20 protein-coding genes are annotated in these 24,303 nt (G+C 62.8%); 11 read left to right on the forward strand and 9 right to left on the reverse strand.

What is annotated here, in order from left to right:
- The first annotated feature begins 8 nt into the window (after positions 1–8).
- Complete coding sequence (locus tag G0P99_RS01790) at positions 9–896, forward strand: glycosyltransferase family 2 protein (protein WP_164127117.1); 888 nt, start codon at positions 9–11, stop codon at positions 894–896.
- A gap of 18 nt (positions 897–914) precedes the next feature.
- Here the strand turns inward: G0P99_RS01790 and G0P99_RS01795 are convergent, their stop codons facing one another.
- Positions 915–2,306 (reverse strand): M20/M25/M40 family metallo-hydrolase, encoded by a 1,392-nt coding sequence (locus G0P99_RS01795; RefSeq protein ID WP_164127119.1) that lies wholly within the window; start codon positions 2,304–2,306, stop codon positions 915–917.
- 312 nt (positions 2,307–2,618) lie between these two features.
- On the opposite strand from G0P99_RS01795, the gene hemA reads away from it, so the two are divergent.
- The 3 genes from hemA (at position 2,619) to ispG (ending at position 6,376) form a co-directional block, all read left to right on the forward strand.
- Complete coding sequence (gene hemA, locus G0P99_RS01800) at positions 2,619–3,842, forward strand: 5-aminolevulinate synthase (RefSeq protein ID WP_164127121.1); 1,224 nt, start codon at positions 2,619–2,621, stop codon at positions 3,840–3,842.
- Positions 3,843–3,971: 129 nt separating this feature from the next.
- Positions 3,972–5,177, forward strand: a complete 1,206-nt coding sequence (locus G0P99_RS01805) for a helix-turn-helix domain-containing protein (RefSeq protein ID WP_164127123.1) — start codon at positions 3,972–3,974, stop codon at positions 5,175–5,177.
- A gap of 71 nt (positions 5,178–5,248) precedes the next feature.
- Entirely contained in the window at positions 5,249–6,376 is a 1,128-nt protein-coding gene (gene ispG, locus G0P99_RS01810; protein ID WP_164127125.1) for a flavodoxin-dependent (E)-4-hydroxy-3-methylbut-2-enyl-diphosphate synthase, read from the forward strand.
- 34 nt (positions 6,377–6,410) lie between these two features.
- Here the strand turns inward: ispG and G0P99_RS01815 are convergent, their stop codons facing one another.
- From G0P99_RS01815 to G0P99_RS01825, 3 genes are all read right to left on the reverse strand, one after another.
- Entirely contained in the window at positions 6,411–6,671 is a 261-nt protein-coding gene (locus G0P99_RS01815) for a hypothetical protein (RefSeq protein ID WP_164127127.1), read from the reverse strand.
- A gap of 108 nt (positions 6,672–6,779) precedes the next feature.
- Positions 6,780–7,538, reverse strand: a complete 759-nt coding sequence (locus G0P99_RS01820) for a DsbA family protein (RefSeq protein WP_164127128.1) — start codon at positions 7,536–7,538, stop codon at positions 6,780–6,782.
- Entirely contained in the window at positions 7,535–8,884 is a 1,350-nt protein-coding gene (locus G0P99_RS01825; protein WP_164127130.1) for a M48 family metalloprotease, read from the reverse strand. Before G0P99_RS01825 ends, G0P99_RS01820 begins: the two co-directional genes overlap by 4 nt.
- A gap of 22 nt (positions 8,885–8,906) precedes the next feature.
- Between G0P99_RS01825 and G0P99_RS01830 the strand changes: the two genes are divergently transcribed.
- The 4 genes from G0P99_RS01830 (at position 8,907) to prfB (ending at position 15,287) form a co-directional block, all read left to right on the forward strand.
- Entirely contained in the window at positions 8,907–10,061 is a 1,155-nt protein-coding gene (locus G0P99_RS01830) for an aminotransferase class I/II-fold pyridoxal phosphate-dependent enzyme (protein ID WP_164127132.1), read from the forward strand.
- A gap of 60 nt (positions 10,062–10,121) precedes the next feature.
- Positions 10,122–11,342: an N-acetylmuramoyl-L-alanine amidase gene (locus G0P99_RS01835; RefSeq protein WP_164127134.1), complete on the forward strand. Its 1,221-nt coding sequence runs from the start codon at positions 10,122–10,124 to the stop codon at positions 11,340–11,342.
- 151 nt (positions 11,343–11,493) lie between these two features.
- Complete coding sequence (locus G0P99_RS01840) at positions 11,494–13,986, forward strand: PBP1A family penicillin-binding protein (protein ID WP_164127135.1); 2,493 nt, start codon at positions 11,494–11,496, stop codon at positions 13,984–13,986.
- A 173-nt stretch (positions 13,987–14,159) separates the two neighbouring features.
- A complete protein-coding gene (gene prfB, locus G0P99_RS01845; RefSeq protein ID WP_164127137.1) occupies positions 14,160–15,287 on the forward strand; it encodes a peptide chain release factor 2 in 1,128 nt (375 codons plus the stop codon).
- A gap of 97 nt (positions 15,288–15,384) precedes the next feature.
- Here prfB and G0P99_RS01850 read toward each other — a convergent pair whose 3' ends face one another.
- Entirely contained in the window at positions 15,385–15,816 is a 432-nt protein-coding gene (locus tag G0P99_RS01850; RefSeq protein ID WP_164127139.1) for a VOC family protein, read from the reverse strand.
- A 236-nt stretch (positions 15,817–16,052) separates the two neighbouring features.
- On the opposite strand from G0P99_RS01850, the gene G0P99_RS01855 reads away from it, so the two are divergent.
- Complete coding sequence (locus tag G0P99_RS01855; protein ID WP_164127141.1) at positions 16,053–17,453, forward strand: amidase; 1,401 nt, start codon at positions 16,053–16,055, stop codon at positions 17,451–17,453.
- A 28-nt stretch (positions 17,454–17,481) separates the two neighbouring features.
- Positions 17,482–18,252: a DUF2189 domain-containing protein gene (locus G0P99_RS01860; RefSeq protein WP_164127143.1), complete on the forward strand. Its 771-nt coding sequence runs from the start codon at positions 17,482–17,484 to the stop codon at positions 18,250–18,252.
- Positions 18,253–18,258: 6 nt separating this feature from the next.
- On the opposite strand, the gene G0P99_RS01865 is transcribed toward G0P99_RS01860, so the two are convergent.
- The 3 genes from G0P99_RS01865 to G0P99_RS01875 all read right to left on the reverse strand — a co-directional run bounded on the left by G0P99_RS01865 (position 18,259) and on the right by G0P99_RS01875 (position 22,041).
- A complete protein-coding gene (locus G0P99_RS01865; RefSeq protein WP_164127145.1) occupies positions 18,259–19,056 on the reverse strand; it encodes a helix-turn-helix domain-containing protein in 798 nt (265 codons plus the stop codon).
- 603 nt (positions 19,057–19,659) lie between these two features.
- Entirely contained in the window at positions 19,660–20,220 is a 561-nt protein-coding gene (gene ilvN / locus G0P99_RS01870) for an acetolactate synthase small subunit (protein ID WP_011048284.1), read from the reverse strand.
- Between the two features lie 69 nt (positions 20,221–20,289).
- Positions 20,290–22,041: an acetolactate synthase 3 large subunit gene (locus G0P99_RS01875; protein ID WP_164127146.1), complete on the reverse strand. Its 1,752-nt coding sequence runs from the start codon at positions 22,039–22,041 to the stop codon at positions 20,290–20,292.
- Positions 22,042–22,447: 406 nt separating this feature from the next.
- Here G0P99_RS01875 and G0P99_RS01880 point away from each other — a divergent pair, with 406 nt between their 5' ends.
- Positions 22,448–23,296: a hypothetical protein gene (locus tag G0P99_RS01880; protein ID WP_164127147.1), complete on the forward strand. Its 849-nt coding sequence runs from the start codon at positions 22,448–22,450 to the stop codon at positions 23,294–23,296.
- A 7-nt stretch (positions 23,297–23,303) separates the two neighbouring features.
- Here G0P99_RS01880 and G0P99_RS01885 read toward each other — a convergent pair whose 3' ends face one another.
- Entirely contained in the window at positions 23,304–24,221 is a 918-nt protein-coding gene (locus G0P99_RS01885; protein ID WP_164127149.1) for a calcium/sodium antiporter, read from the reverse strand.
- Positions 24,222–24,303: the final 82 nt, after the last annotated feature.

Below are 24,303 nucleotides of genomic sequence, written 5' to 3' on the forward strand. Positions count from 1 at the left end.
TATTTCAGGTGAAGGTGGATGCGAATACGGCGGTTTTGACGATCTGTCGGGACGATGCCTATTTCCTAACGCGGTTCGTGCAGTATTACGGCGGGCTTTTCGGCCGCAACAACCTGTATATCATCAGTCACGGGGACGAGCCGCTGGTGCGCGAACTGGCGCAGGGCTGCAATATCTTTCCGGTGCCCGCGATCGAGACCAGCCAGTTCACCATGCTGCACTGGCGCACCAAGAATTACCTGAAGAACGCGCTGCGCCAGTGGTACAAGCATGTGCTGATCTGCGATGTGGACGAATTTGTCGTGGTCGATCCCGCCACCGGCATGAACCTGCGCACCTGGCTGGACAAGGCGCCGGGGCGCACGGTTTATACCGCGATGGGGCTGGAGATCGTTCATCTGCGCGACCGGGAAAAGGAGGATATCGGCGGCGGTATCCTGGGGCCGCGCCTGCATGCGCAGGTGGCGCTCCATTATGCCAAGCCATGTATCGTCTCGCGCCCCGCGAAGATCGGGCGTGGCGGGCATTATGCCGAATATGAAAAGCTGAACATGCCCGAGTTCCTGTACATGTTCCACATGAAGTATTGCGACTATGGGCTTTATGTAGAAACACTAAATCGCCGGAACGCCTTTATCGAGAAGCAGAAGGAGGTGGCCGCCGGAGGCGCCGTGCGCACCAACCCGAAATGGTTCGCCGAGGGGCGCAACGATGACGAAGTGTTTTCGGCCTTCGAGGCGCGACCGGTGGATGAGAGTTTCGATCTGGAGCATGTGCGCCAGGTGATGCACGCCACCTGGGAACAGCGCGGCGATGGCTTATGGCATTTCCATCGCCCGGAATACGAGGAGCTTTACAAGCTGCCCGACCGGTTTGACGGGGCCGACCGGGCCTGAGGCCCGGCCGGCGGTCGGTTACTTCGCCGTCAGCGCATCGAGGATGCGTGCCCAGGAGCGGATGCCCTTGTGGAAGCTCTGGACGTCGTATTTCTCGTTCGGGGAGTGGATTGCGTCGTCTTCGTTGGCGTAGCCCACCAGCATCGAATCGAGGCCCAGGATCGACTTGAAGAAGCCGACCACCGGGATCGAGCCGCCCATGCCGGTGAACACCGCCTCGCGGCCCCATTCGTCGGAGAGCGCGGCGCGAGCGGCCTCCATCTCGGGGCGGGCGATGTTCATCACCGAGGCTTTGGAGCCTTCGAGATCGTTGTCCCAGATCACCTTAGCGTCGGGGCTGAGGCGGGATTCGACATGTTTGCGGATCGCGATACGCAGCTTGTCGGGGTCCTGATCGCCGACCAGGCGGCAGGTGATCTTGCAATGGGCCTGGCTGGGGATCACGGTCTTGGATCCGGCGCCGTTATAGCCGCCCCAGAGACCGTTGACCTCGAGCGTCGGGCGCGCCCATTGCTGTTCCAGGGTGGAATAGGCCTTTTCCCCGTGTGCCCGCGAATAGCCGACCGAGGTGAGGTAATCCTGTTCGTCAAAGCCGCAGTCCTGCCATTGGCGCAGCTGGTCGGCGGGGACCTCGTGCACGCCTTCGTAGAAGCCTTCGACCGCGACGCGGCCGGTGTCCTGGTCGTAGAACGAGGTGACGATGCGTGACAGCTCGCGCAGCGGGTTCAGGCCGGGGCCGCCGTAATGGCCGGAATGCAGGTCGATGCGGGGGCCGACGATGGTGAACTCGTCCTTGAGCATGCCACGCAGCTGCGCCGCGATCGACGGCACGCCACGTGCCACCATCGAGGTGTCGCAGACCAGCGCGATGTCGGCCTTGAGCTCGTCAGCATGCGCCTTGAGGAAGGGGACCAGCGAGGGCGAGCCCGATTCCTCTTCACCTTCGAAGAAGAAGGTGATCCGGCAGGGCAGGGAACCATGCACCGCTTTCCAGGCGCGACAGGCCTCGACAAAGGTCATCAACTGGCCCTTGTCATCCGACGAACCCCGGCCGCGGATCACTTTGCCGTTGGCGGTGTCCTCGATCACAGGCTCGAACGGCGGGCTGGTCCACAGGTTCAGCGGATCGACCGGCTGTACGTCATAATGGCCGTAGAACAGCACATGCGGGGCATCGGCACGGTCGGCCGCGATATGGCCCACCACCATCGGACGGCCGGGGGTGACACGCTTTTCAGCAGTGATGCCGATGCTGGCCAGATCGGCGACCAGCCAGTCGGCGGCGCGGTCGCATTCAGCCGCATAGGCGGGATCGGTGGAGATCGAGGGGATGCGGATCAGCTCCATCAGCCGGTCGATGGCCGTGGGCAGGTCCGCGTCGATGCGGCCCAGAACGTCGTCGAGTGACATGGGGTTTCCTTTGCTAGGTCTTTTGCTCGCGCGAGAGCCTAGCAGCGCGCCCGGCACTGTCCAGAGGGCGCGGCGCGACGCGTATCGGAAACACCGGCATCCACCCCGCGCCGCATTGTGAAGCCGAAGCGGCGCAGGGCGGGTTGTGACAACCCGATTGCGGCGGTATTTGACCCAGATCAAGGCTGCGACACCGATGCAGGATGTAGGCGGTTGAAAAAATGATGTGCCAAAGATATGCATTCAAGACCGTGAATGCGGCGCAGAACCCAGAATTGCCGGCATCGGGCCGGATGACCTATGGAGGACCCGGTGGACCATATCGCGCAACTCGACGCCGCCATCCAGAAACTGCATGACGAAGGCCGCTACCGGACCTTTATCGATATCGAGCGGGAAAAGGGCAATTTTCCCCATGCGGTCTGGACCCGCCCCGATGGCAGCAAGCGGCCGATCACGGTATGGTGTGGCAACGATTATCTGGGCATGGGTCAGCACCCGGTCGTGTTGCAGGCGATGCACGAGGCCATCGACGCCACCGGCGCCGGGTCGGGCGGTACGCGCAACATCTCGGGCACAACGGTCTATCACAAGCGGCTGGAGGCGGAACTGGCCGACCTGCACGGTAAGGAAGCGGCGCTGCTTTTCACCTCGGCCTATATCGCCAATGACGCGACACTGAGCACCCTGCCCAAGCTGTTCCCGGGGCTGATCATCTATTCGGATTCGCTCAACCACGCCTCAATGATCGAGGGTGTGCGCCGCAATGGCGGGGCCAAGCGCGTGTTCCGTCACAACGACGTGGCGCATCTGCGCGAGCTGCTTGCGGCGGACGATCCGGCGGCGCCCAAGCTGATTGCCTTTGAGTCGGTTTACTCGATGGATGGCGATTTCGGACCCATCGAAGAGATCTGCGACCTGGCCGACGAGTTCGGCGCGCTGACCTATATCGACGAGGTGCATGCGGTCGGCATGTACGGGCCGCGTGGCGGCGGCGTGACCGAGCGGGACCGGCTGGCGCACCGGATCGACATCATCAACGGCACCCTGGCCAAGGCCTATGGCGTGATGGGCGGATATATCGCCGCGAGCGCAAAAATGTGCGATGCGATCAGGTCTTATGCGCCGGGCTTCATCTTTACCACCTCGCTGCCGCCGGCGGTTGCGGCGGGGGCGGCGGCCTCGGTCGCACATCTGAAGGTAGCGCAGGAGCTGCGCGACCAGCACCAGACCCAGGCAAGGATCCTGAAGCTGCGGCTCAAGGGGCTGGGCCTGCCGCTGATCGACCATGGCAGTCATATCGTGCCGGTGATCGTCGGCAATCCGGTGCATACCAAGAAGCTGAGCGACATGTTGCTGGAGGATTTCGGCATCTATGTGCAGCCCATCAACTTTCCCACCGTGCCGCGCGGCACCGAGCGGTTGCGCTTCACGCCCTCGCCGGTGCACGGGCCGGACGAGATGGACAAGCTGGTGCATGCGATGGACGCGCTCTGGGCGCATTGTGCGCTGAATCGTGCCGAATTGGCGGGCTGACCTCACGCTTCGGTGTCCAATTCCTTTGCCTCGTGTTACGGTTGAGGTAACAACAGGCGCGAGCGAATCGTTGCGGGAACGATTCCGGCGCTGCCGATAACACTCGGCAGATACGATGGGGCGACAGGCATGATCGGGCGCAGGTTTCAGCGCAAGTCGGAAGAAGCACAGGTTGAAAAACCTAAAGGCTTTGACGACTTCGAGTTGCGGCTTGGCGATACCATGCGGGGCGAGCGCGCCACTTTGGGCAAGTCGCTGCTGGACGTGCAGCGCGAACTGCGCATCAAGGCCAATTACATTGCCGCGATAGAGAATTGCGACCCCTCGGCCTTTGACACGCCGGGGTTCATCGCCGGATATGTCCGCTCGTACGCGCGCTATCTCGGCATGGATGCCGAGGAATGTTTCGCCAAGTTTTGTGCCGAAAGCGGTTTTGAAGTGGCGCATGGCATGTCGGCGCAGGCGTCGAGCGTCAAGAGGACGTCGGTGGCCGCCGCGCCGCGCCGCGCCGTTTCCAATGACCCCTTCATCACGCCGAACACACCCTTTGCCCCTGGCCGGGAATCGATGCTGTCGCAGATCGAGCCGCGTGCGATCGGGTCGGTTCTGGTGCTGGTCGCGCTGATCGGCGCCATCGGCTATGGCGGGTGGTCGGTTCTGAAGGAAGTGCAACAGGTTCAGGTGGCACCGGTCGATCAGGCGCCGCTGGTGCTGACGGATCTCGACCCGCTGAAGAGTGCCGGGCGCGAGGACGAAACACTGAGTGGCCCGACGGTGGAGGCCCTGGACCGGCTCTATCGGCCGCAGGCCCTGGATGTGCCGGTGCTGGTGGCGCGGGATGCGCCGATCGCATCGCTGGATCCAAACTCGGTCGGCCTGTTCGTGACGCCGCAATTGCCCGAGATCCAGCTGAGCGCGACTCAGCGTGCGGTAGATGCATTGTTGCCGCAGGTGGTCGAGGAGCTGGAACCGACCCTGAAGATCGTCGCCGTCAGCCCGGCCTGGATGCGGGTCACCGCCGCAGATGGCAGCGTGATTTTCGAAGGCACCCTGGGCACGGTCGAGCAGGGCAGCACGTATGAAATCCCGCTGACCGAGGAGCCGCCGACCCTGCGTGTTGGCGAATCGGGCGCGGTTTACTTTGCCATGAACGGCGAACATTATGGTCCGGTAGGCGCGCGGGGCACCGTCACCAAGAATGTCCAGCTGTCGATGGATGCCGTCGGCGAGCGGTTCGAGGTTGCCGACCTGGAGGCTGAGCAGAACTTTGCGCTGCGTCAGCTTTTGGTGGCCGAGGCGCAGAACGCACAGCCGCAACAGGTCGCAAACGACTGATCCGCCATTGCCGCCGCTGGCGCAGGGGCCTATCTAGGGGCCAACGCGTCCAGATGCAGAAGGCTGGCCCCATGTCCCACAATCCCGTGCGCCCCTGGCGCAATGTCTATCGCCGCAAATCGCGCCAGATCATGGTGGGCAACGTGCCTGTGGGCGGCGATGCGCCGATCTCGGTCCAGACCATGACCAACACGCTGACCACCGATGTGGCCGCCACCGTGGCCCAGGTGCAGGCAGCGGCCGAGGCGGGGGCGGATATCGTGCGGGTCTCGGTTCCAGACGAGGCCAGCGCGCGGGCCCTGCGCGAGATCGTGCGCGAAAGCCCGGTGCCGATCGTGGCGGATATCCATTTCCACTATCGCCGGGGGATCGAGGCGGCTGAGGCGGGCGCGGCCTGTCTGCGCATCAACCCCGGCAATATCGGCAGCCCGGACCGGGTGCGCGAGGTGATCAAGGCCGCGCGCGATCACGGCTGTTCCATTCGGATCGGGGTGAATGCCGGAAGCCTGGAAAAGCACCTGCTGGAGAAATACGGCGAGCCGTGCCCCGAGGCGATGGTGGAAAGCGGGTTGGAACATATCCGTATCCTGCAAGACAACGATTTCCACGAGTACAAGATCAGCGTGAAGGCCAGCGACGTGTTCCTGTCGGCCGCCGCTTATCAGGGCATTGCCGAGGCCACCGACGCCCCCATTCACCTCGGCATCACCGAGGCGGGCGGGCTGGTCAGCGGCACCATCAAATCGGCCATCGGTTTGGGGAACCTGCTGTGGATGGGGATCGGCGACACGATCCGCGTCAGCCTGAGCGCCGATCCGGTCGAAGAGGTGAAGGTCGGCTACGAGATCCTCAAGTCGCTGGGGCTGCGCCATCGCGGCGTCAACATCATCTCGTGCCCCAGTTGCGCGCGGCAGGGGTTTGATGTGATCCGGACGGTCGAGGCGCTGGAAAAGCGGCTGGAGCACATCAAGACACCGATGAGCCTCAGCATCATCGGTTGCGTGGTGAACGGGCCAGGCGAGGCGCTGATGACCGATGTGGGATTCACCGGCGGCGGCGCCGGATCGGGCATGGTGTACCTGGCGGGCAAGGCCAGCCACAAGATGTCGAACGAGCGCATGATCGACCATATCGTCGAGGAGGTCGAGAAAAAGGCCGCGGCGCTTGAGGCCGCCTCCGCCGCCGAGGCGGCTGAGTAACGCGACGCACCGGCCAGGGCGCCCGTGGGCGCGATCAGCCGGTGCGGGACAAGGGTTGGCGCAAGCCGCAGCGCGCCTGTACCAGGTCGCGTGTCAGATGGGCGATCCGTGCGTCCTTCATCGCCAGTTCGATATCCATGCTTTCCATCGACCGGCGCAATTCCTGAATGCGCGTGGTTTGCTGGTCGAGGTGATGCAGCGACCCGCGCAGTTTGCGCGCAGTCATGTACCAGAGCAGAAAGAATCCTGCGGCGGGCGCGAGGCCCGCAAGGGGGGCAAGAGATGTCGGTTCCATGCCCTCAGAGATACAGCGAAAATGGTTAACAACTCGGTGACGAAGGTCACCGAAAGCAAGGTCATTTCGCGGCGGAAATGGGGCGCGGGATGCGCGCCCCCTTTGAGGTCAGCTGCGCTCGTCGCGCAGGGCGTCCACGACCTGTTGCATCTGGTCGGCGGGCAGGAAGCCGCGCAGCATCTCGGTTTCGAGAACGAAGGAGGGCGTGCCGGAAATGTTGAGCCGCTGCGCCAGCGCGCGGGTCTCGGCAATGCGGCGGGTGACCTCTGCGCTGTTCATCTCGGCCTTGATGGCCTCGACATCCAGAGACAGACCCTCGCCAATGCGTGCCAGTGTCACATCGGTAATGTCGCCGGTGAATTCCATCAGGGCATCGTGGATCTGGCCATAGGCTTCGTCGCCCGCGACGATCAGGGTGGCGATGGCAAAGCGCGAGGCCAGCACGGATGCATCGCCCAGGATCGGGAATTCCTTGACGATAAAGCGGATGTTGCCGTCGTCCTGCAACAGTTTTGCAACCTCGGGCACGGCGCGGCGACAATAGCCACAGCGGTAATCCATGAACTCGACCAGAGTGATGTCCCCCTCGGGGTTGCCGCCGACCCATGAGTAACCGTCATTGAAGATCTCGGCAGAGTTGACCGCCACCAGTTGCGCATCCTGCTGCGCCTCGGCCTGAGCCTGGCGCTGTTCTAGGATGTTGACCGCCTCGATGATCACCTCGGGGTTTTCCAGCAGGTATTCGCGGACCTGGGCGCCGAAAGCAGCGCGCTCTTCGGGCGACATGGCGCTGAGGTCCAGCGCCTGGGAGGGGCCGGCAAGAAGCGTGGTGGCAAGCGCCGTTGTGGCGAGGGTGCGAAACATCATCTTTTCCTTTTTACAGATCGTTCCGAGGCCAGCAGGACATCCTGTGCGCGCTGCCAGCCGGGCGAGCCGGTGGGCAGCGCGCCGACGGCCCGCTTGGCGTGAATAAGTGCGTCTTCGGGGCGGCCCTGAAGCGCGTAGCGTTCGGCGGTTACGACCGAGGCCATACCATCGTTGCCGAGCTTGGAATAGGCCACCGCCAGATCGCGCAACATGCGGATATCGCGATAGTCGCGGGCCCGGGCGCGCTCCAGCGCGTCAAGCGCCACCTTGTTCTGTCCGGCGCTGAGCAATGCCCGGCCGTAGCCGGCCAGAATCAGCGCATTGTTGGGCGCAAGGTCTACGGCCTGTTCATAGGTGGCAACAGCGGCCTGTGTCTGCCGGTGCTCCATCAGGATCTGGCCCTTGAGTTCGACGTAATAGGCATCGTCGGGCCGTTCGGCGATGGCGGCGTCAATCGCGCTGCGGGCGCGGGCCAGGTTGCGGTCACGGTGCCAGGCGATAGCCTCGCGCATCATGCGGATGTCGCGGTGCTGTTCTTCGGCGGCGCGGCCAAGGGTCCATTTCGAGCTGCGCGAAAAGGCAGAGATCTTGCCGCGCACGCGGGCGAACCAGTATTCCGCATTGGGATTGACAGGGGCCGTGTTGCCATAGCTTTCAAGAAAGGCCTCGGCGTTGCGGATGCGGTCGCGGGTCAGCGGGTGGGACTGCATATAGGGATCCTGCCGCTCGACGCTCAGCAGCTCTTGACCGGCAAAGGTGCGGTGCAGGTCGACCAGCCCCTGAAGCGGGATGTCGGACCAGCGCATATAGCTGGCGGCGGAGTTGTCGGCGGCCGATTCCTCGGCCCGCGTATGTTTCAGAAATCCGCGCAGGGCGGAGGTTTGGGTACCGGCGGCAATCCCCGCCGCGGCATCGCCGCTCCCGGCGGCGGCGGCCAGCAGCGACAGGGCAAAGCCCAGTTTGGACAGGGTTTGCGCGTTTTCCAGATTGCCGATGCGGCGGGCGATATGGCCGTTGGCGATATGCGCGGCCTCATGCGCGATGACGGCCTGCAACACGTCGGCGCGCTGGACCTTTTCGATCAGGCCCGAGTGGATGAAGATCGCGTTTTGGTCGAACACGAAGGCGTTGAGCGAACTGTCATCGACAACCAGGAGCTTGACCCGGCGGGGGTTCAGCCCGGCCGCGCGCAGGATGGGAAAGGCAAGCTCCTCGAGCCCGTTTTCGATATCGGGGTCGCGCAGCAGGGTGATGGCCGAGGCGGAACTGGCCGCGAACAGACAGATCGCGGACAGCAGAACAAGGGCCGGGATTGACGCCAGCCGGAATACGCGTTCAAAAGCCATGGCCGCACCATGGGAGAACGTCGTGAGAAACTCAAGCCGATCCGCTGTCGATCCCTTCATTGTGATGGATGTCATGGAGGCCGCCCGCAAGGCCGAGGAGGCCGGTCGCCGGATCATCCATATGGAGGTTGGCCAACCCGGTACGGGCGCGCCCAAGGGTGCGATGGAAGTCCTTGAAAAGTCTCTGAAAACGGAAGCTTTGGGGTATACCGTTTCGCTTGGAATTCCAGCGCTACGGCGCCGCATCGCGCAGCTTTACGGTGACTGGTACGGGGTCGATCTGAACCCCGAGCGGGTGGTGGTGACGCCGGGGTCCTCCGGCGGATTTTTGCTTGCCTTTACCGCGCTCTTCGACAGCGGCGACCGGATCGGGATCGGGGCGCCGGGCTATCCCTCGTACCGGCAGATCCTGCGGGCGCTTGGGCTGGTTCCGGTAGACCTGCCGACAGCACTGGAAAACCGGCTGCAACCGGTGCCCGCCGACTTTGCGGGCATGGATCTGGCCGGGTTGCTGGTCGCCTCGCCTGCAAATCCCAGCGGTACGATGCTGGACCGTGCGGCCATGGGCGCGCTGATCGACGCGGCGCAGGCACAGGGCGCGAGTTTCATCAGCGACGAGATCTATCATGGCCTGGAATACGAGGCCAAGGCGGTGACGGCGCTGGAACTGACCGATGAATGTTATGTGATCAATTCGTTTTCGAAATACTTCTCGATGACCGGCTGGCGCGTGGGCTGGATGGTGGTGCCCGAGGATCAGGTGCGCGTGGTCGAACGCATCGCGCAGAACATGTTCATCTGCGCCCCGCATGCCAGCCAGGTCGCGGCCCTTGCGGCGATGGAGTGTGAGGCGGAATTGCAAGCGAATCTGGAGGTTTACAAGACAAACCGAAAGCTGATGCTTGAGGGGCTGCCAAAGGCCGGGTTTACCCGGATCGCGCCGCCCGATGGGGCGTTCTATGTCTATGCCGATGTCTCGGACCTGACCGATGACAGCCGTGCCTTTGCCGCCGAGATTCTGGACAAGGCAGGCGTTGCGGTGACGCCGGGCCTCGATTTCGACCCTGTGCGGGGGGGCGGCACGCTCAGGTTCTCTTATGCGCGGGCCACGGCGGATATCGAGGAAGGGCTGGCGCGGCTGGCGCAGTTCATGGCAGCGCGGGCACCGGCCGATTAGGCGTTTGCAGCGCCGGGATAGGCGGCTATTGTCAGCACCATCTCCGCAAAGACCGGGAACATGAGCAGGATCATCATTCTCATAATGGCGTTTTGGACGCTGGCGGTTCCGTCGCTGGCCCAGGATTTCAGCGGTCTGGCCCGGATTCGCCCCGAGGAGAGCCGTATTGCAGAGACGTCCCGGGGCGGGCTGCGTCTGGACCTGGCGTTGAGCCAGGGGGTGCCGTTCCGCTTGTTCACGCTGGATGAACCCCGGCGCCTGGTGCTGGATTTTCAGGAGGTCGACTGGACCGGTCTGAGCGCCGAGGTTCTTCTGGTCGAAGACCGGGTGGTCTCGGCGCAGTTCGGAACCTATGTGCCGGGATGGTCGCGGATGGTGCTGGAACTGGCGCGGCCGTATTCCGTGGCCGAGGCGGCGATGAGCGTCGATGCGGTGACAGGTGGGGCGCGGCTGGGGGTTGTTCTGAAACCCGTGGACGAGGCCACCTATGCGGCCAGTGCCGGCGCGCCATATGATCCGCGCTGGGATCTGCCGGTGCCGGAGCAATTGCCGGCCTTGCCTGAACGCGGACCGGATGCGCCGGTGCGGGTGGTGCTGGATCCCGGACATGGTGGTATCGACCCGGGCGCCGAGGTGGAGGGCGTCGTCGAGAAGGAGCTGATGCTGCGCTTTGCCCGCGAGGTGCAGGACCTTTTACTGCGGACGGGCGGGTTCGAAGTGGTCCTGACCCGGGATGCGGATGTATTCGTATCGCTGGAGCGGCGCATCGCGTTGGCGCACGAGGCCGGGGCGGATGTGTTCATCTCGCTGCATGCCGATTCGCTGAGCGAGGGGCTGGCGCATGGCGCGACCGTGCATGTTCTGGCCGAAGAGGCATCGGATATTGCCTCGGCCAAGCTGGCCGAACGGCATGACCGGGACGATCTTTTGGCAGGTGTCGATCTGAGCGACGCCGACGACCGGGTGACGGATGTCTTGCTCGATCTCGCCCGGCAGGAGACCCGGCCGCGCACCGAGGCGCTGGCCCGGGCGCTGGTCGATGGCATGACCCAGCAGGGCGGACCGATGAACCGCCGACCGCTGCGCGGGGCGTCCTTTTCCGTGCTGAAAGCGGCCGATATCCCCTCGGTCCTGGTTGAAATCGGATTTCTGTCGAGCCCGCGAGACCTCAAGAACTTGCAGGATCCGGAATGGCGTGCCGCCATGGCGGCCGGTATCCGCAACGGTTTGGTCAACTGGCGCAAGATGGATATTGAGAACCGCGCATTGGTGCGGCAGTAATATTTGTCGCCTGTGGGCGCGCGCGTGCGAATTGCCGATCCGTGGGATCGGGCCTACGTCACGTCCTGTTTTGGCTGAATTCTGCTCTCCGGTTTTGACCCTTGCCGCGCGGGTGCTTATATAGGCGTCACCGCACTACAAGGGCAGCCACGTGATCCGTTTCATCCTCTCCTTCTTCGGGGCGATTTTCAGCCTCGTTACCCTGGGCGTCTTCATGGTGGCCCTGACCATCGGGGGTGTCTTCTGGATGTATGGCCGGGATCTGCCCAGCCATGAATCGCTGGCCGAATACAAGCCGCCGACGATCAGCCGGATCTATTCGGGCGAGGGGCATCTGATCGACGAGTTTGCCAAGGAACGGCGGCTGTTCACGCCGTCGGGCGAGATTCCCGATCTGGTCAAGCAGGCGTTCATCTCGGCCGAGGACAAGAATTTCTATACCCACCAGGGCTATGACATTCGCGGCATCGCCGCCGCCGGAATCGAAGCGGTCCGTTCGCGCGGGAGCAACGTGCGCGGGGCCTCGACGATCACGCAGCAGGTGATGAAGAACTTCCTCTTGTCCGGTGATCGCAAGGCCGAGCGCAAGATCAAGGAGATCATCCTGGCCGTAAGGCTGGAGCAGACCCTGAACAAGGAGCAGATCCTTGAGCTTTACATGAACGAGATCTTCCTGGGGCAGAACTCCTATGGAGTCACCGCCGCCGCGCAGACCTATTTCAACAAGACCCTGAGCGAGCTGGCCCCGCATGAGGCGGCCACACTGGCGGCCATGCCCAAGGCGCCGTCCGACTATCACCCGGTACGTGAAAAACAGCGTCTGCTGGACCGGCGCAACTATGTCCTGCGCGAGATGCGCGAGAACGGCTACATTGATCAGGCGACCTATGAGCAGGAGCGTGATCAGCCGCTGCGATCGGTGCAGAACGGTGATTTCGAGAGTTTCCGCACAGCGTTGCCGCCGCGCGACTATTTCACCGACGAGATCCGCCGCCAGCTGAGCGAGGATTTTGGCGAGGGTGAGTTCTTTACCGGCGGGTTTACCGTCCGGGCCTCGATTGACGAGGAAATGCAGGTTGAGGCCGCCAAGGCCCTGCGCAAGGCGCTGGAAGACTATGACCGGCAGCGCGGCAAATGGCGGGGCACCGGCAAGACGGTCGATGTTGCGTTGCTGGCCGACGAAGACGCATGGCGGAGCGCATTGTCGGCAACAGAGGTGCCGCGCGATGTCGATCTGGGCGGGCGCTGGCATCCTGCCGTGGTGCGGGACATTGGCGATCAGGCGCTGGTCGTCGGTATCGAGGATGGACCGGCCGACGGGCAAGTTCCACGATCCGACATCAAGTGGATGAAAGGCAGCTTTGCCGACAATCTGAAACTGGGCGATGTCGTTCTGGTCCGCGCCGGAGCCGAAGCTGATACATGGTCGCTGCGCCAGGTGCCCGAGGTACAGGGCGGCTTTATGGCCATGGACGTGAACTCGGGCCGGGTTCTGGCGATGCAGGGCGGTTTCAGCTATCAGGATTCGGTGTTCAACCGGGCGACGCAGGCCTTGCGGCAGCCGGGGTCGAGCTTCAAGCCATTTGTCTATGCCGCGGCCCTGGACAGTGGGTACAGCCCTGCGACGATCGTGGTTGACGCGCCCATCGAGGTGAACACACCCCAGGGCCTGTGGCGTCCCAAGAACTCGTCGAACAAGTTCTATGGCCCGACCCCTCTGCGGACCGGGATCGAACAGTCACGGAACCTGATGACCATCCGCCTGGCGCAGGAGGTTTCGATGCCGGTCGTTGCGGGCTATGCCGAACGGTTCGGGGTCTATGACCACATGGGACCGTTCCTTGCCAACTCGTTGGGGTCCGAGGAAACCACGCTCTACAAGATGGTGGCGGCCTATGCGATGTTCGCCAATGGCGGCGAGCGGGTGGAGCCGACGCTGGTCGACCGGATCCAGGACCGGTTCGGCAAAACCATCTATCGCCACGACCAGCGCGATTGCGTCGACTGCCTGTCCGACCGGCTGGGCGAGGGGCAGGCGCCCCGGATCGTGACCAATCGCGAGCGGGTCATGGACGCGATCACCGCCTATCAGCTGACGTCGATGATGAAAGGCGTCGTCGATCGTGGCACTGCCAGCGGCACGGTCAAGCTGCCGGTTCCGACGGCGGGCAAGACCGGTACCACAAACGATGCCAAGGATGTCTGGTTTATCGGCTTTACCTCGAACATCGTGGCGGGCTGTTACATCGGGTATGATAATCCCTCGCCGCTGGGCCGGGGCGCCTATGGCTCGTCGCTATGTGGTCCGGTGTTCCAGGACTTCATGGAAAAGGCCGTGGCCAAGTATGGCGGAGGGCCATTCGAAATCCCGCCGGGCGGGCATTTCATCAAGATCGACCGGTTCACCGGCGCCCGCCTGCCGGATGACGCCAGCGGCAATTATGTGGTTGCCGAGTATTTCCGCGATGGCGCAGAGCCGATCTTTGGCCTGGCCTATGACGGCGGTTTTGCGATGGGATCCAACCTGCCGCTCTTTGAAGAGGTGCAGCAGGCGGGCCAGCAGGTGCGGACCTCGACCGGAGAGGTTACCACCGTCGGACCCAAGGCGAACTTTGGCACCGTCAGTTCCGGCGGGTTGTATTGAGGACCGGGCGACAGGGTGCAGGTCGCGGGCTTGTGCGGGTTTGACAGGTTTGTCCGGCATGCGCGTGGTCGCAGGCCAGACCGGTTGACCGGCTAACGCCATTCGTGTGCTTGCCCGCGCCACGGCACTCGTTTATCAGGCGGTTTCACGAGAGAAAGAGAGCAGGACAGCCCATGCGCGCCGAGACCCAGAACATCGTGTCCGAGATCGAGAAATCGCTGCGCCTGCTGGCGCAGCGGATGGATTACGAGACCGCGCCGCACCGGCTGGAAGAGTTTAACGCCCGGGTCGAGGACCCCAATCTGTGGGACGATCCGGAGAAGGCGCAGAAACTGATGCGCGAGCGGCAGACGCTGGTCGATGCGATGGAGACCTATACGGCCATCAAGACCGATCTGGGCGACAACATCGAGCTGATCGAGCTGGGCGAGATGGAAGACGACCAGGATGTGGTCAAGGATGCCGAGGCGGCGCTGAAGGCGCTGCGCGCGCGCGCCGCCGAAAAGGAGCTGGAGGCGTTGCTCGATGGCGAAGCCGATGGCAACGACACGTTCCTCGAGATCAACGCGGGCGCAGGCGGGACCGAGAGCTGCGACTGGGCCTCGATGCTGGCGCGCATGTATGTCCGCTGGGCCGAGAAGAAGGGCTACAAGGTCGAGCTGCAATCGGAGAGCGCGGGCGACGAAGCGGGCATCAAGTCGGCGGCCTACAAGATTTCCGGGCACAACGCCTATGGCTGGCTAAAATCTGAAAGCGGCGTGCATCGTCTGGTGCGGATCTCTCCCTTTGATGCGGCGGCGAAACGGCATACCTCGTTCAGCTCGGTCTGGGTTTATCCGGTGGTGGACGACAATATCGAGATCGAGGTGAACCCCAGCGATATCCGCATCGACACCTACCGGTCATCCGGCGCGGGCGGTCAGCACGTGAACACCACCGACTCGGCGGTGCGGATCACCCACATTCCGACCGGCATCGTTGTGACGAGTTCCGAGAAATCGCAGCACCAGAACCGCGACATTGCCATGAAGGCGCTGAAATCGCGGCTCTACCAGCAGGAACTGGACCGCCGCAACGCCGAGATCAACGCGGCGCATGAGGCCAAGGGCGATGCGGGCTGGGGTAACCAGATCCGGTCTTACGTGTTGCAGCCCTATCAGATGGTCAAGGATCTGCGCACCGGGCATGAAACCAGTGACACCAAGGGCGTGCTGGACGGCGATCTGGACGGGTTCATGGCGGCGACGCTGGCGATGAAGGTCTCGGGCAAGAGCCGCGCCGATGCGCAGGCCGAGGACTGAGGCGGAAGGGGGCGCTGCCCCCGCCGCCTGACGGCGACTCCCCCGGAGTATTTTGAGCGAAATGAAGGCAGGGGCAGGGGCAACCGGCCCTCTGGTTCTATGCCTCTTCTAGTTCCAGCAGGTTGCCCTCGGGGTCACGCAGATAGACGGCGAGGCAGGGGCGATCCGGCGCACCGATATCGGTGATCTCACCTTGCAGGGCACCGCCGAAGCGCAAGGTTCGGCGCACTGCGTCTTGGATATCCGGGATTTGAAAGCAAAGATGCCCGTAGCCCGGTTCGTTGACCTGTGGCAGTCCCCGTTCGAGGGTCTGCCGATATTGGTGCAGCTCCAGAAACGGGTGTTCGACCCCGGGGAAGTTCAACCAGATGGATCTGATCGTGGCCTGTGGCAGGCCGCATCCGGCGGCTATACGCGCACCGGTCAGCGTGACCGGTGCCCGGCGCGGCGTGCAGTCGAACACGGAGACATAGAAGGCGGCCAGCCGGTCCGCGTTTCTGGCGGTGATGCTGAAATGGGTAAGCTTCATCTATTTGCCTGGAGGGACTGAGTTGCCGGATATGTCGCCAGAGGGAACGTCTGCGGTTGAGGCAGGGTAAGGGAATACAGAGTGCCGGTGCAACCGGGCGAACCACCTTGTGACGGCTTCTGTTGGCCGAGGGGTGGGACGAAACGGACCCGGAAAAGATATATTCAAACAGTGGGTTTAAATGCGAATGGCGCGCCGCTAGGCTGCTGGAAAACAGCTCTAGGGAGTCCCCGGATATGGATCTTGTTCGCTCGTCAGCCGCCGATCTTCTAACGGCCTTGGGTTCCCGGCAGTTGAGTGCCGAAAGCCTCATGGGCGCCACGCTCGACCGGATCACCGAGGTCAACCCGAAGGTCAATGCCATCGTGGCGCTGCGCGATGCGGAAACCTTGATGGAAGAGGCGAGGGCTTGCGATGCCGGGCCGGTGCGGGGGCCTTTGCATGGCCTGCCGATCGCGATCAAGGATCTGGAGAGTATCGCCGGTGTGCCCACCACCATGGGCTCGCCGCTGTTTGCGGATTTTGTCGCGGACAAGGACAGTCTCTTGCCGTCGCGTCTGCGGGCCGCCGGAGCGATCCTGATCGGCAAGACGAACGTGCCGGAGTTCGGGATCGGATCGCATACGTTCAACCCGGTCTATGGCGCGACGGGCAATCCCTATGAGCCGGCCCTGTCCTGTGGTGGATCGTCCGGCGGGGCGGCGGTGGCGCTGGCCACCGGTATGACGGCCCTGGCGGACGGATCCGACGAGATGGGGTCGCTGCGCAACCCGGCAGCCTGGAGCAACGTATACGGCTTCCGTCCGACCTGGGGCACCGTGCCGCTTGACCCGGAACGTGAACTGTTCCTGCATCAACTGGCAACGCTTGGCCCGATGGGGCGCAGCCCGGCGGATATCGGGATCATGCTGGATGTGATCGCCGGGGCGGATGCGCGCGTGCCTCTGTCGGTGAACAGCCCCAAGACCGCGCCGGTGTCCCCTGCGGATCTGAAGGGTGTCCGCATAGGCTGGCTGGGCGACTGGGGGGGCGCCTATGCGATGGAGCCGGGGATTCTGGAACTGTGCGAAAGCGGGTTGCGTGTGCTTGAGTCGCTTGGTGCCGCTGTCGAGCCGGTTCCGGCCCCGATGGACGCGGCGGCGATCTGGGAGGCCTGGCTGGACCTGCGATCCTGGGGCAAGGCCGGTTCGTTGGAGCCGTTGCTGCGCCAGAACCGGTCGGCGCTGAAGGATACCGCGATCTGGGAGATCGAACGCGGGCTGGATCTGTCGGCGATGGATGTCCACCGCGCCAGTGTCAAACGCTCGAACTGGTACAAGCGGGCGGTCGAACTCTTTGGTGAATTCGACGCGCTGGTTCTGCCCTCGGCGCAGGTCTGGCCGTTTGACGTGAACGTGCCTTATCCGAAGGAAATCGCAGGTCGCGCCATGGATACCTATCATCGCTGGATGGAGGTCACGATACCGATTGGTCTGATCGGCCTGCCATCGCTGGCGGTTCCGGCGGGGTTCGGCCCGCAGGGCGTTCCAATGGGGTTCCAGATCTTTGGCCCGCGCGGCAGTGACGCCCGGATATTGTCCATTGGCGAAGCCTATCACCAGGCGACGGAATGGCCGCAGAAAAAGCCGGCGATGTAGCAGCGGGTCAGGGCAGGGAGGAGCAGTCATGGACAAGCCGTTTGGAGTACCGCCGATGCATCCGGCAACCTTTGCGATGCTGGGCGAGGCATTGCGGCAGGGGTTGCGGGATTACCTGAAGGCACCGATCTTTGGTCTCTTGTTTTCCGGCTTTTACGTGATGTCCGGGCTCTTGATCGCCTGGATCACGCTGTGGACCGGTACGACCTATTGGCTGGTTCTGGCGGCGATCGGGTTTCCCCTGCTCGGGCCCTTCGCGGCGGTGGGGCTTTATGAGGTCTCGCACAGGCTGGAGCAGAAGGAAGCGCTGGATTTCGCCGAGATCTTTGGTGTGGTGATCCTGCAAAGCCGCCGACAGTTGCCGTCGATCTGCGCCATCATGGTGCTGGTTTTCATGTTCTGGTTCTTTCTGGGGCACATGATCTTTGCCCTGTTCCTGGGCCTGTCCACCATGACCAACGTGTCCTCGTCGCTGGAGGTGTTTCTGACCCTGAACGGATTGACGATGCTGGCGGTGGGGACAGTGGTGGGCGCGGGGTTTGCTGCCTTGCTTTACATGATCACGGTGATGTCGATCCCGATGCTGCTGGATCGGGAACTGGACTTTGTCACCGCGATGATCTCGAGTTTCGGATACGTGACCTCGAACCCGGTCGTGATGCTTTCATGGGCCGCCATCGTGGCGGGCATGACGTTCCTTGCCATGTTGCCCGGTTTTCTGGGTCTTTTCCTGGTGCTGCCCTGGCTGGGCCATGCGTCGTGGCACCTGTACCGTCAGGTGACACGAGAACAGCACTGACCTGACTTAGCGGAACGGATCGTCGGGGCGCAGCAACCGCCGGTGAAACGGCGGCAGGTCTTCCTTGTCCAGGAAACCCGCGTGGCGTGCGGTCTTGTAGACAGTGGCCTTGTCCCGCCCAAGGTGCTCGTAGGCCATCCGGGTGATCCGGTGGCCGGTATCGGGCTCGCGAACCGACCGCGAGACATACCCGACCCAGAAGTTGTTTTCGAACGAAGCGACGCGGGCCAGGTAATTGAACGAGAAGGTCATCGCGTTCCGGCGCGAGATCAGCAAGGCGACTCCGTCGTCCTCGCGCGTGACGTATCCGCGAAACTCCCGCGTGCGGGGGTCGTCGGGGAGGTCTTGCTGGCGCATCGCCTCTCGGGCTTCATAGCCTCGAATGAATGTCGCCCGGTCCTTGCGGAAGACATAGACCAGACCGAGGACGAATTTGTTCTCGTTCACGAAACTCCGACGCGTGAACCGGTAAAAGCCGCTGGGAAACTCGTCTTCTTCCAGGGACGAGACATTGGGGCCAAAGAAATCGCCCAGAACCGGCCCCGACAGGATCTGATCCGAGACAGGGATTTTGTCCACGGGATCCAGCAGAATGCGCGCGTCGACGGAAAAGAACGAGCATATCCGATCCAGCACATCCGGGCGCGGAAAGCTCTCGCCAGAGAGATATCTGTTGAACTGGGTCCGGTTGATGCCCAGTCGCCGCGACAGTTCCGAGATCGAAGGATACCGGCGACACAATTGGCGCAGGTTTTCGCCAAACATGTTGCGGAGTTCTGCCGGTGTCCTGGTTGGTTTTGTCATTTCAAATCCGAAGAGGTTGGTCTGTTTCTTGCCGCAACATGAAGGACAATTGTGGCTTCCTTCGGCCGAAATCGAAAAATTGACGCTCTTTAGAGGCAGGGGTGTCGCGAAAGAGTGTCGAGAAGCTATCGGAGCAGACACAAAATGCAATAGTCGGACACGCAATTTACCATGTTTGAGTCTCCTTAATTCGCTCAATCTATAAAAAACAAGACGTTAGGACGGGATATGTTTGGAGTAGTTCTCTGGAGCGACAGTTCTGACCGGAAAGCGGTCATTTGGTGTGAAGATCACGGCGATTTGGCATTCTATCGACAAATCGGCGAGCAAAAAGGGCCGAGCCTGGATGTTGGGGATTGGGTTCAGTTCGATGTGGTCACGGAACGCAATCAGCGTGTGGCGACAAATCCGAAGCTGGTGAAACACGGGGTTTGCCCGGACCTGCCTGACGTGTTGCGTCATGCGGGTGATGCGCAACCGCGTCGGACACAGGCGGATCCTGCGTCCTCGGCCAAGGTGGTTCCGTTCAGCCGCAGTGCTGGCCGGAAGAAAGACGACGGGGTTCTGACCAAAGCCTGCCCCGCCTGAGACAAGGTGAACGGATCAGTCGCCGCGCAGCAGCGCTGCGACACCCGTGCGCGCGATTTCGGCCAGGCCCAGTGGGCGCATCAGATCGGCGAAGGCGTCGATCTTTTCCGGTGCGCCGGTGATTTCGAAGACAAAGCTCGACAGGGTGCTGTCGACCACATTGGCGCGAAAGATATCCGCCAGACGCAGCGCCTCGACCCGCTTGTCACCGCTGCCCACCACCTTGAGCATCGCCAGTTCCCGTTCGACCGAGCGGCCCTCGACCGTCAGGTCATGCACGTCGCGGACCGAGACGATGCGACCAAGCTGCGCCTTGATCTGCTCGATTACCTGCGGGGTCCCGGTGGTGACGATGGTGATGCGGCTCAGATGGCCGGTATGGTCCACCTCGGCGACGGTCAGGCTTTCGATGTTGTAGCCGCGTCCCGAGAACAGGCCGATGACGCGGGCCAGGACACCCGGCTCGTTCTCGACCAAGAGCGCGATGGTGTGCCGTTCGGCCACGTCCGAAAAGGTCGGGCGCAGGTTATAGGCGGAGTGGCTCGAAGAGCCTTTCTTGATGTGTAGGGCAGACATGGGCGTCCCTTTCAGAATGGAGGGTGCCGGCCGCCATGGGGCGCGGCCGACAGAATTCGCAGGATTTTATCAGACCAGAACCGCGCCGCCGGCCTGGATGACGCCTTGGGTCTCGGCGTCGCCCAGCAGCATCTCGTTATGCGCCTTGCCCGACGGGATCATCGGGAAGCAATTCTCGTGCTTTTCGACAAGACAATCGAAGATCACCGGCCCGTCATAGTTCAGCATCTCCATGATCGCATCATCCAGATCGGCGGGGTCCTTGCACAGGATGCCCTTGGCGCCAAAGGCTTCGGCCAGTTTCACGAAATCGGGCAGCGCCTCGGACCAGGATTGCGAATAGCGCTCGCCATGCAGCAGTTCCTGCCACTGGCGCACCATGCCCAGACGTTCGTTGTTGAGGATGAACTGTTTCACCGGCAGGCGGTACTGCACGGCGGTGCCCATCTCCTGCATGTTCATCAGCCACGACGCCTCTCCCGCCACATTGATGACCAATGCGTCGGGATGCGCCATCTGCACACCGATCGAGGCGGGGAAGCCATAGCCCATGGTGCCCAGCCCGCCAGAGGTCATCCAGCGGTTCGGATCCTCGAAGCCGAGGTACTGTGCCGCCCACATCTGGTGCTGTCCAACCTCGGTACAGACGTAACGGTCACGCCCCTTGGTCAGCGCTTCCAGCCGCTCCAGCGCGTATTGCGGCTTGATGGTCTTTTCCGACGGCTTGTAGGTCAGACAGTTCACCTCGCGCCATTCCGTGATCTGCGCCTGCCATTTCTGCACCGCCTCGGCATTGGTCTTGCGACCGCGCGATTTCCAGACCTTGAGGATGTCTTCGAGCACGTGACCCACATCGCCGACGATGGGGATGTCTACGCGGATCACCTTGTTGATCGAGCTGGGGTCGATGTCGATATGGGCCTTTTTCGATTTCGGGCTGAACGCGTCGATGCGGCCGGTGATCCGGTCGTCGAAGCGGGCGCCGATGTTGATCATCAGGTCACAGCCATGCATGGCCATGTTGGCCTCGTAAAGCCCGTGCATGCCCAGCATGCCCAGCCAGTTCTTGCCCGAGGCCGGATAGGCACCCAGACCCATCAGGGTCGAGGTGATGGGAAAGCCGGTTGCGTCCACCAGTTCGCGCAAGAGCTGGCTGGCGGCGGGGCCGGAGTTGATCACGCCGCCGCCGGTGTAGAACACCGGGCGCTTGGCCTTTTCGATGGCGGCGACAAGCTCGTTGATCTCCTCCATGTCGCCCTTTACCCGGGGCTGGTAATGCGAGGTGATCGCCTTGGGTCCGGTATAGGTGCCGGTTGCGAACTGCACGTCCTTGGGAATGTCGATCAGCACCGGGCCGGGCCGGCCCGACGTCGCCACATGGAACCCCTCATGGATGGTCTTGGCCAGCTTGTCGGTGTCCTTGACCAGCCAGTTATGCTTGGTGCAGGGGCGGGTGATGCCGACGGTGTCGGCCTCCTGAAATGCGTCCGAGCCGATCATGAAGGTGGGTACCTGGCCGGTCAGCACCACCAGCGGGATCGAGTCGAGCAGCGCGTCGGTCAGGCCGGTCACCGCATTGGTGGCGCCGGGGCCCGAGGTCACCAGCACAACACCGGGCTTGCCGGTCGAGCGGGCATAGCCCTCGGCCGCGTGCACCGCGCCCTGTTCGTGCCGCACCAGGATGTGGCGAATGTCGTTTTGCAGGAAAATCTCGTCATAGATCGGCAGGACGGCGCCGCCGGGATAGCCGAATACCGTGTCCACGCCCTGATCCTTGAGGGCCTGGACCACCATTTTTGCGCCGGTCATCTCACGTGTCATCTGCTTTGCTCCATTCGCGACATGCGTCTTTTCGATTCAGCATAAAAAAAGCCTCCGAATTTTCGGAGGCGCATGGGGACGATTATGGTCTACCGTTACCGGCCCATGCGCTTTGTTCCTACGATTACGACTAGCGAGGTCATTGCCATCGGCTCCTTTAGCTTGGGCGGGACATTATGGGCGAGGGGACGGAGCGTCAACAGGCAATTGGGCGAAAAACCTGTCTCGCAGGGCCTAAATCGCGACATTTTCTTGCGCAGAATGCCGCAGGTCGCGACATTTCTGCGATTTGTCCCCGATCAAGTGGTCTCTTGCGACCTGTTTTGCTGCCCTATGCGCCGCAAACAGGCCAGATACAGCCGAGTCACCCGTCCAGTCTGGGAGAAAGATGGACGGGAGAAACGCGATGGAACTGCACGATCTGATTGACCTGGGCCGCTATCCAATCGACCGGCCTGACAGTGCGGCCTATGCCACGTTGCTGGCCGATCTCCGACGCGAGATCGCCGAGGACGGCTGTGCCGTCCTGCCCGGGTTTGCCAGTGCGCGCGGGGTTGCGCATTTGACTGCCGAGGCGGACGCGGTTGCCCATCTGGGGCATCGGAGCTTTAGCCGAACAAACGTGTACTTCTCGCAGGACGATCCGTCCTTGCCCGCAGATCATCCGGTGCGGCAATTCTATGACCGATCCAACGCCTTTGTCCCGGCGGACAATTTTCCACCCGAAGGCCCGCTTCGGATGATCTACGAGGCCGCGCCTTTCATGCCGTTCATTCGCGATGCGCTGAACGAGCCGGTGGACCGGTTCTTTCGCTATGACGATCCGCTGGCGGATGTGATCGTGAATGCGGTCGAGGCAGGGCAGGGGTTCCCCTGGCATTTCGACACGAACAATTTCACCGTCACGCTGGCCATCCAGAACGGCAGTTCGGGCGGTGCGTTCGAATATGTGCCCGGTCTGCGGACCGCGCAGGACGAGAACTTTGCGGGGGTTGGGCAGGTCCTGGCCGGAAATCGCAGCCAGGTTCGGGTTCTTGAGCTGCGGCCGGGCGACTTGCAGATTTTCAAGGGCCGGTACGCGCTGCACCGGGTGGCCCCGGTCGAAGGGCCGCGGCGGCGCTATGTCGGCATCTTTTCCTTTGTCGAGACCGAGGGGATGTGTGGCGGGGTGGAGCGGACCCGGCAACTCTATGGCCGGGTCTTGCCGAGGCACTATGAGCGGGCAGGGCTCAGATCCGATGCCTTGATGGATTGAGCCGGGATCAGCTCAGTCCCATCCACCCCAGATAACCGACATAACCGGCGAGCATTGCAGCGCCCGCAAGCCGCGAAATGCCGCCGGACCACAGAAAAAAGGTCAGCAGCAGTGCGGCGGCCAAGGCGATTGGCGTGTCGAGTGTCAGAAAGCGTGCGCCTGCCTGAACCGGGGCGATGACGGCGGTCACGCCCAGAATGCCCAGGATGTTGAACAGGTTCGATCCGATCACATTGCCCAGCGACATCGCCGAGTTGCGCCGGAACGCGGCGATGACCGAAGTTGCAAGCTCGGGCAGGGAGGTGCCTATCGCAACGATGGTCAGGCCGATTACCGCCTCGGAAATATGTGCCATACGCGCCAGTTCGGTGGCGCTGTCCACCAGCAGGCGCGCACCAAAGACCAGGGCCACCAGGCCGCCGGCGATCTGAAGCAGGGCCAATGGGCGGAACCGGCGTTCGACAATCAGGTTTTCCTGCGGCTCGGCCTCGACCTGTCGGACCGATGTCCACAGGAACAGGGCCAGGCCAGACAGCATCAGGATACCGTCCAGACGGGACAGGCGGCCATCGGCCAGCAAGGCGGCCAGGGCCAGAGTGGCCAGAATGACAAGCACCAGGTCCTTACGCACCTCGGTAAAGCTGCTGACGATGGGGAACAGTACGGCGGCAAGGCCGAGGATGAGGAGGATGTTGGCGGTATTCGACCCGATCACATTGCCAAGGGCGATGTCGGGCGCATGGGCCAGGGCCGCGTTGACCGAGACCAGCAGTTCGGGCAGCGAGGTTCCGAACCCGACGACGATCATCCCGATGACCAATGGAGGGATGCGCAAGGCGATAGCGGTAGAGGTTGCGCCGCGCACAAGAAAGTCGCCGCCGAGGATGAGGGCCGTCAGCCCGGCAGCGAAGGAGAGGAGGATCATGTCTGCCTCGAAAGGGGAGTTGCCAGCAGCAAATGATCAGGTGGCGTGGCCTTTACAAGGGGGCGTGCGCGCTATTTTCGTG

The organism is Ruegeria sp. PrR005 (assembly GCF_010500245.1).
Classification (GTDB): Bacteria; Pseudomonadota; Alphaproteobacteria; order Rhodobacterales; family Rhodobacteraceae; genus Ruegeria_B; species Ruegeria_B marisflavi.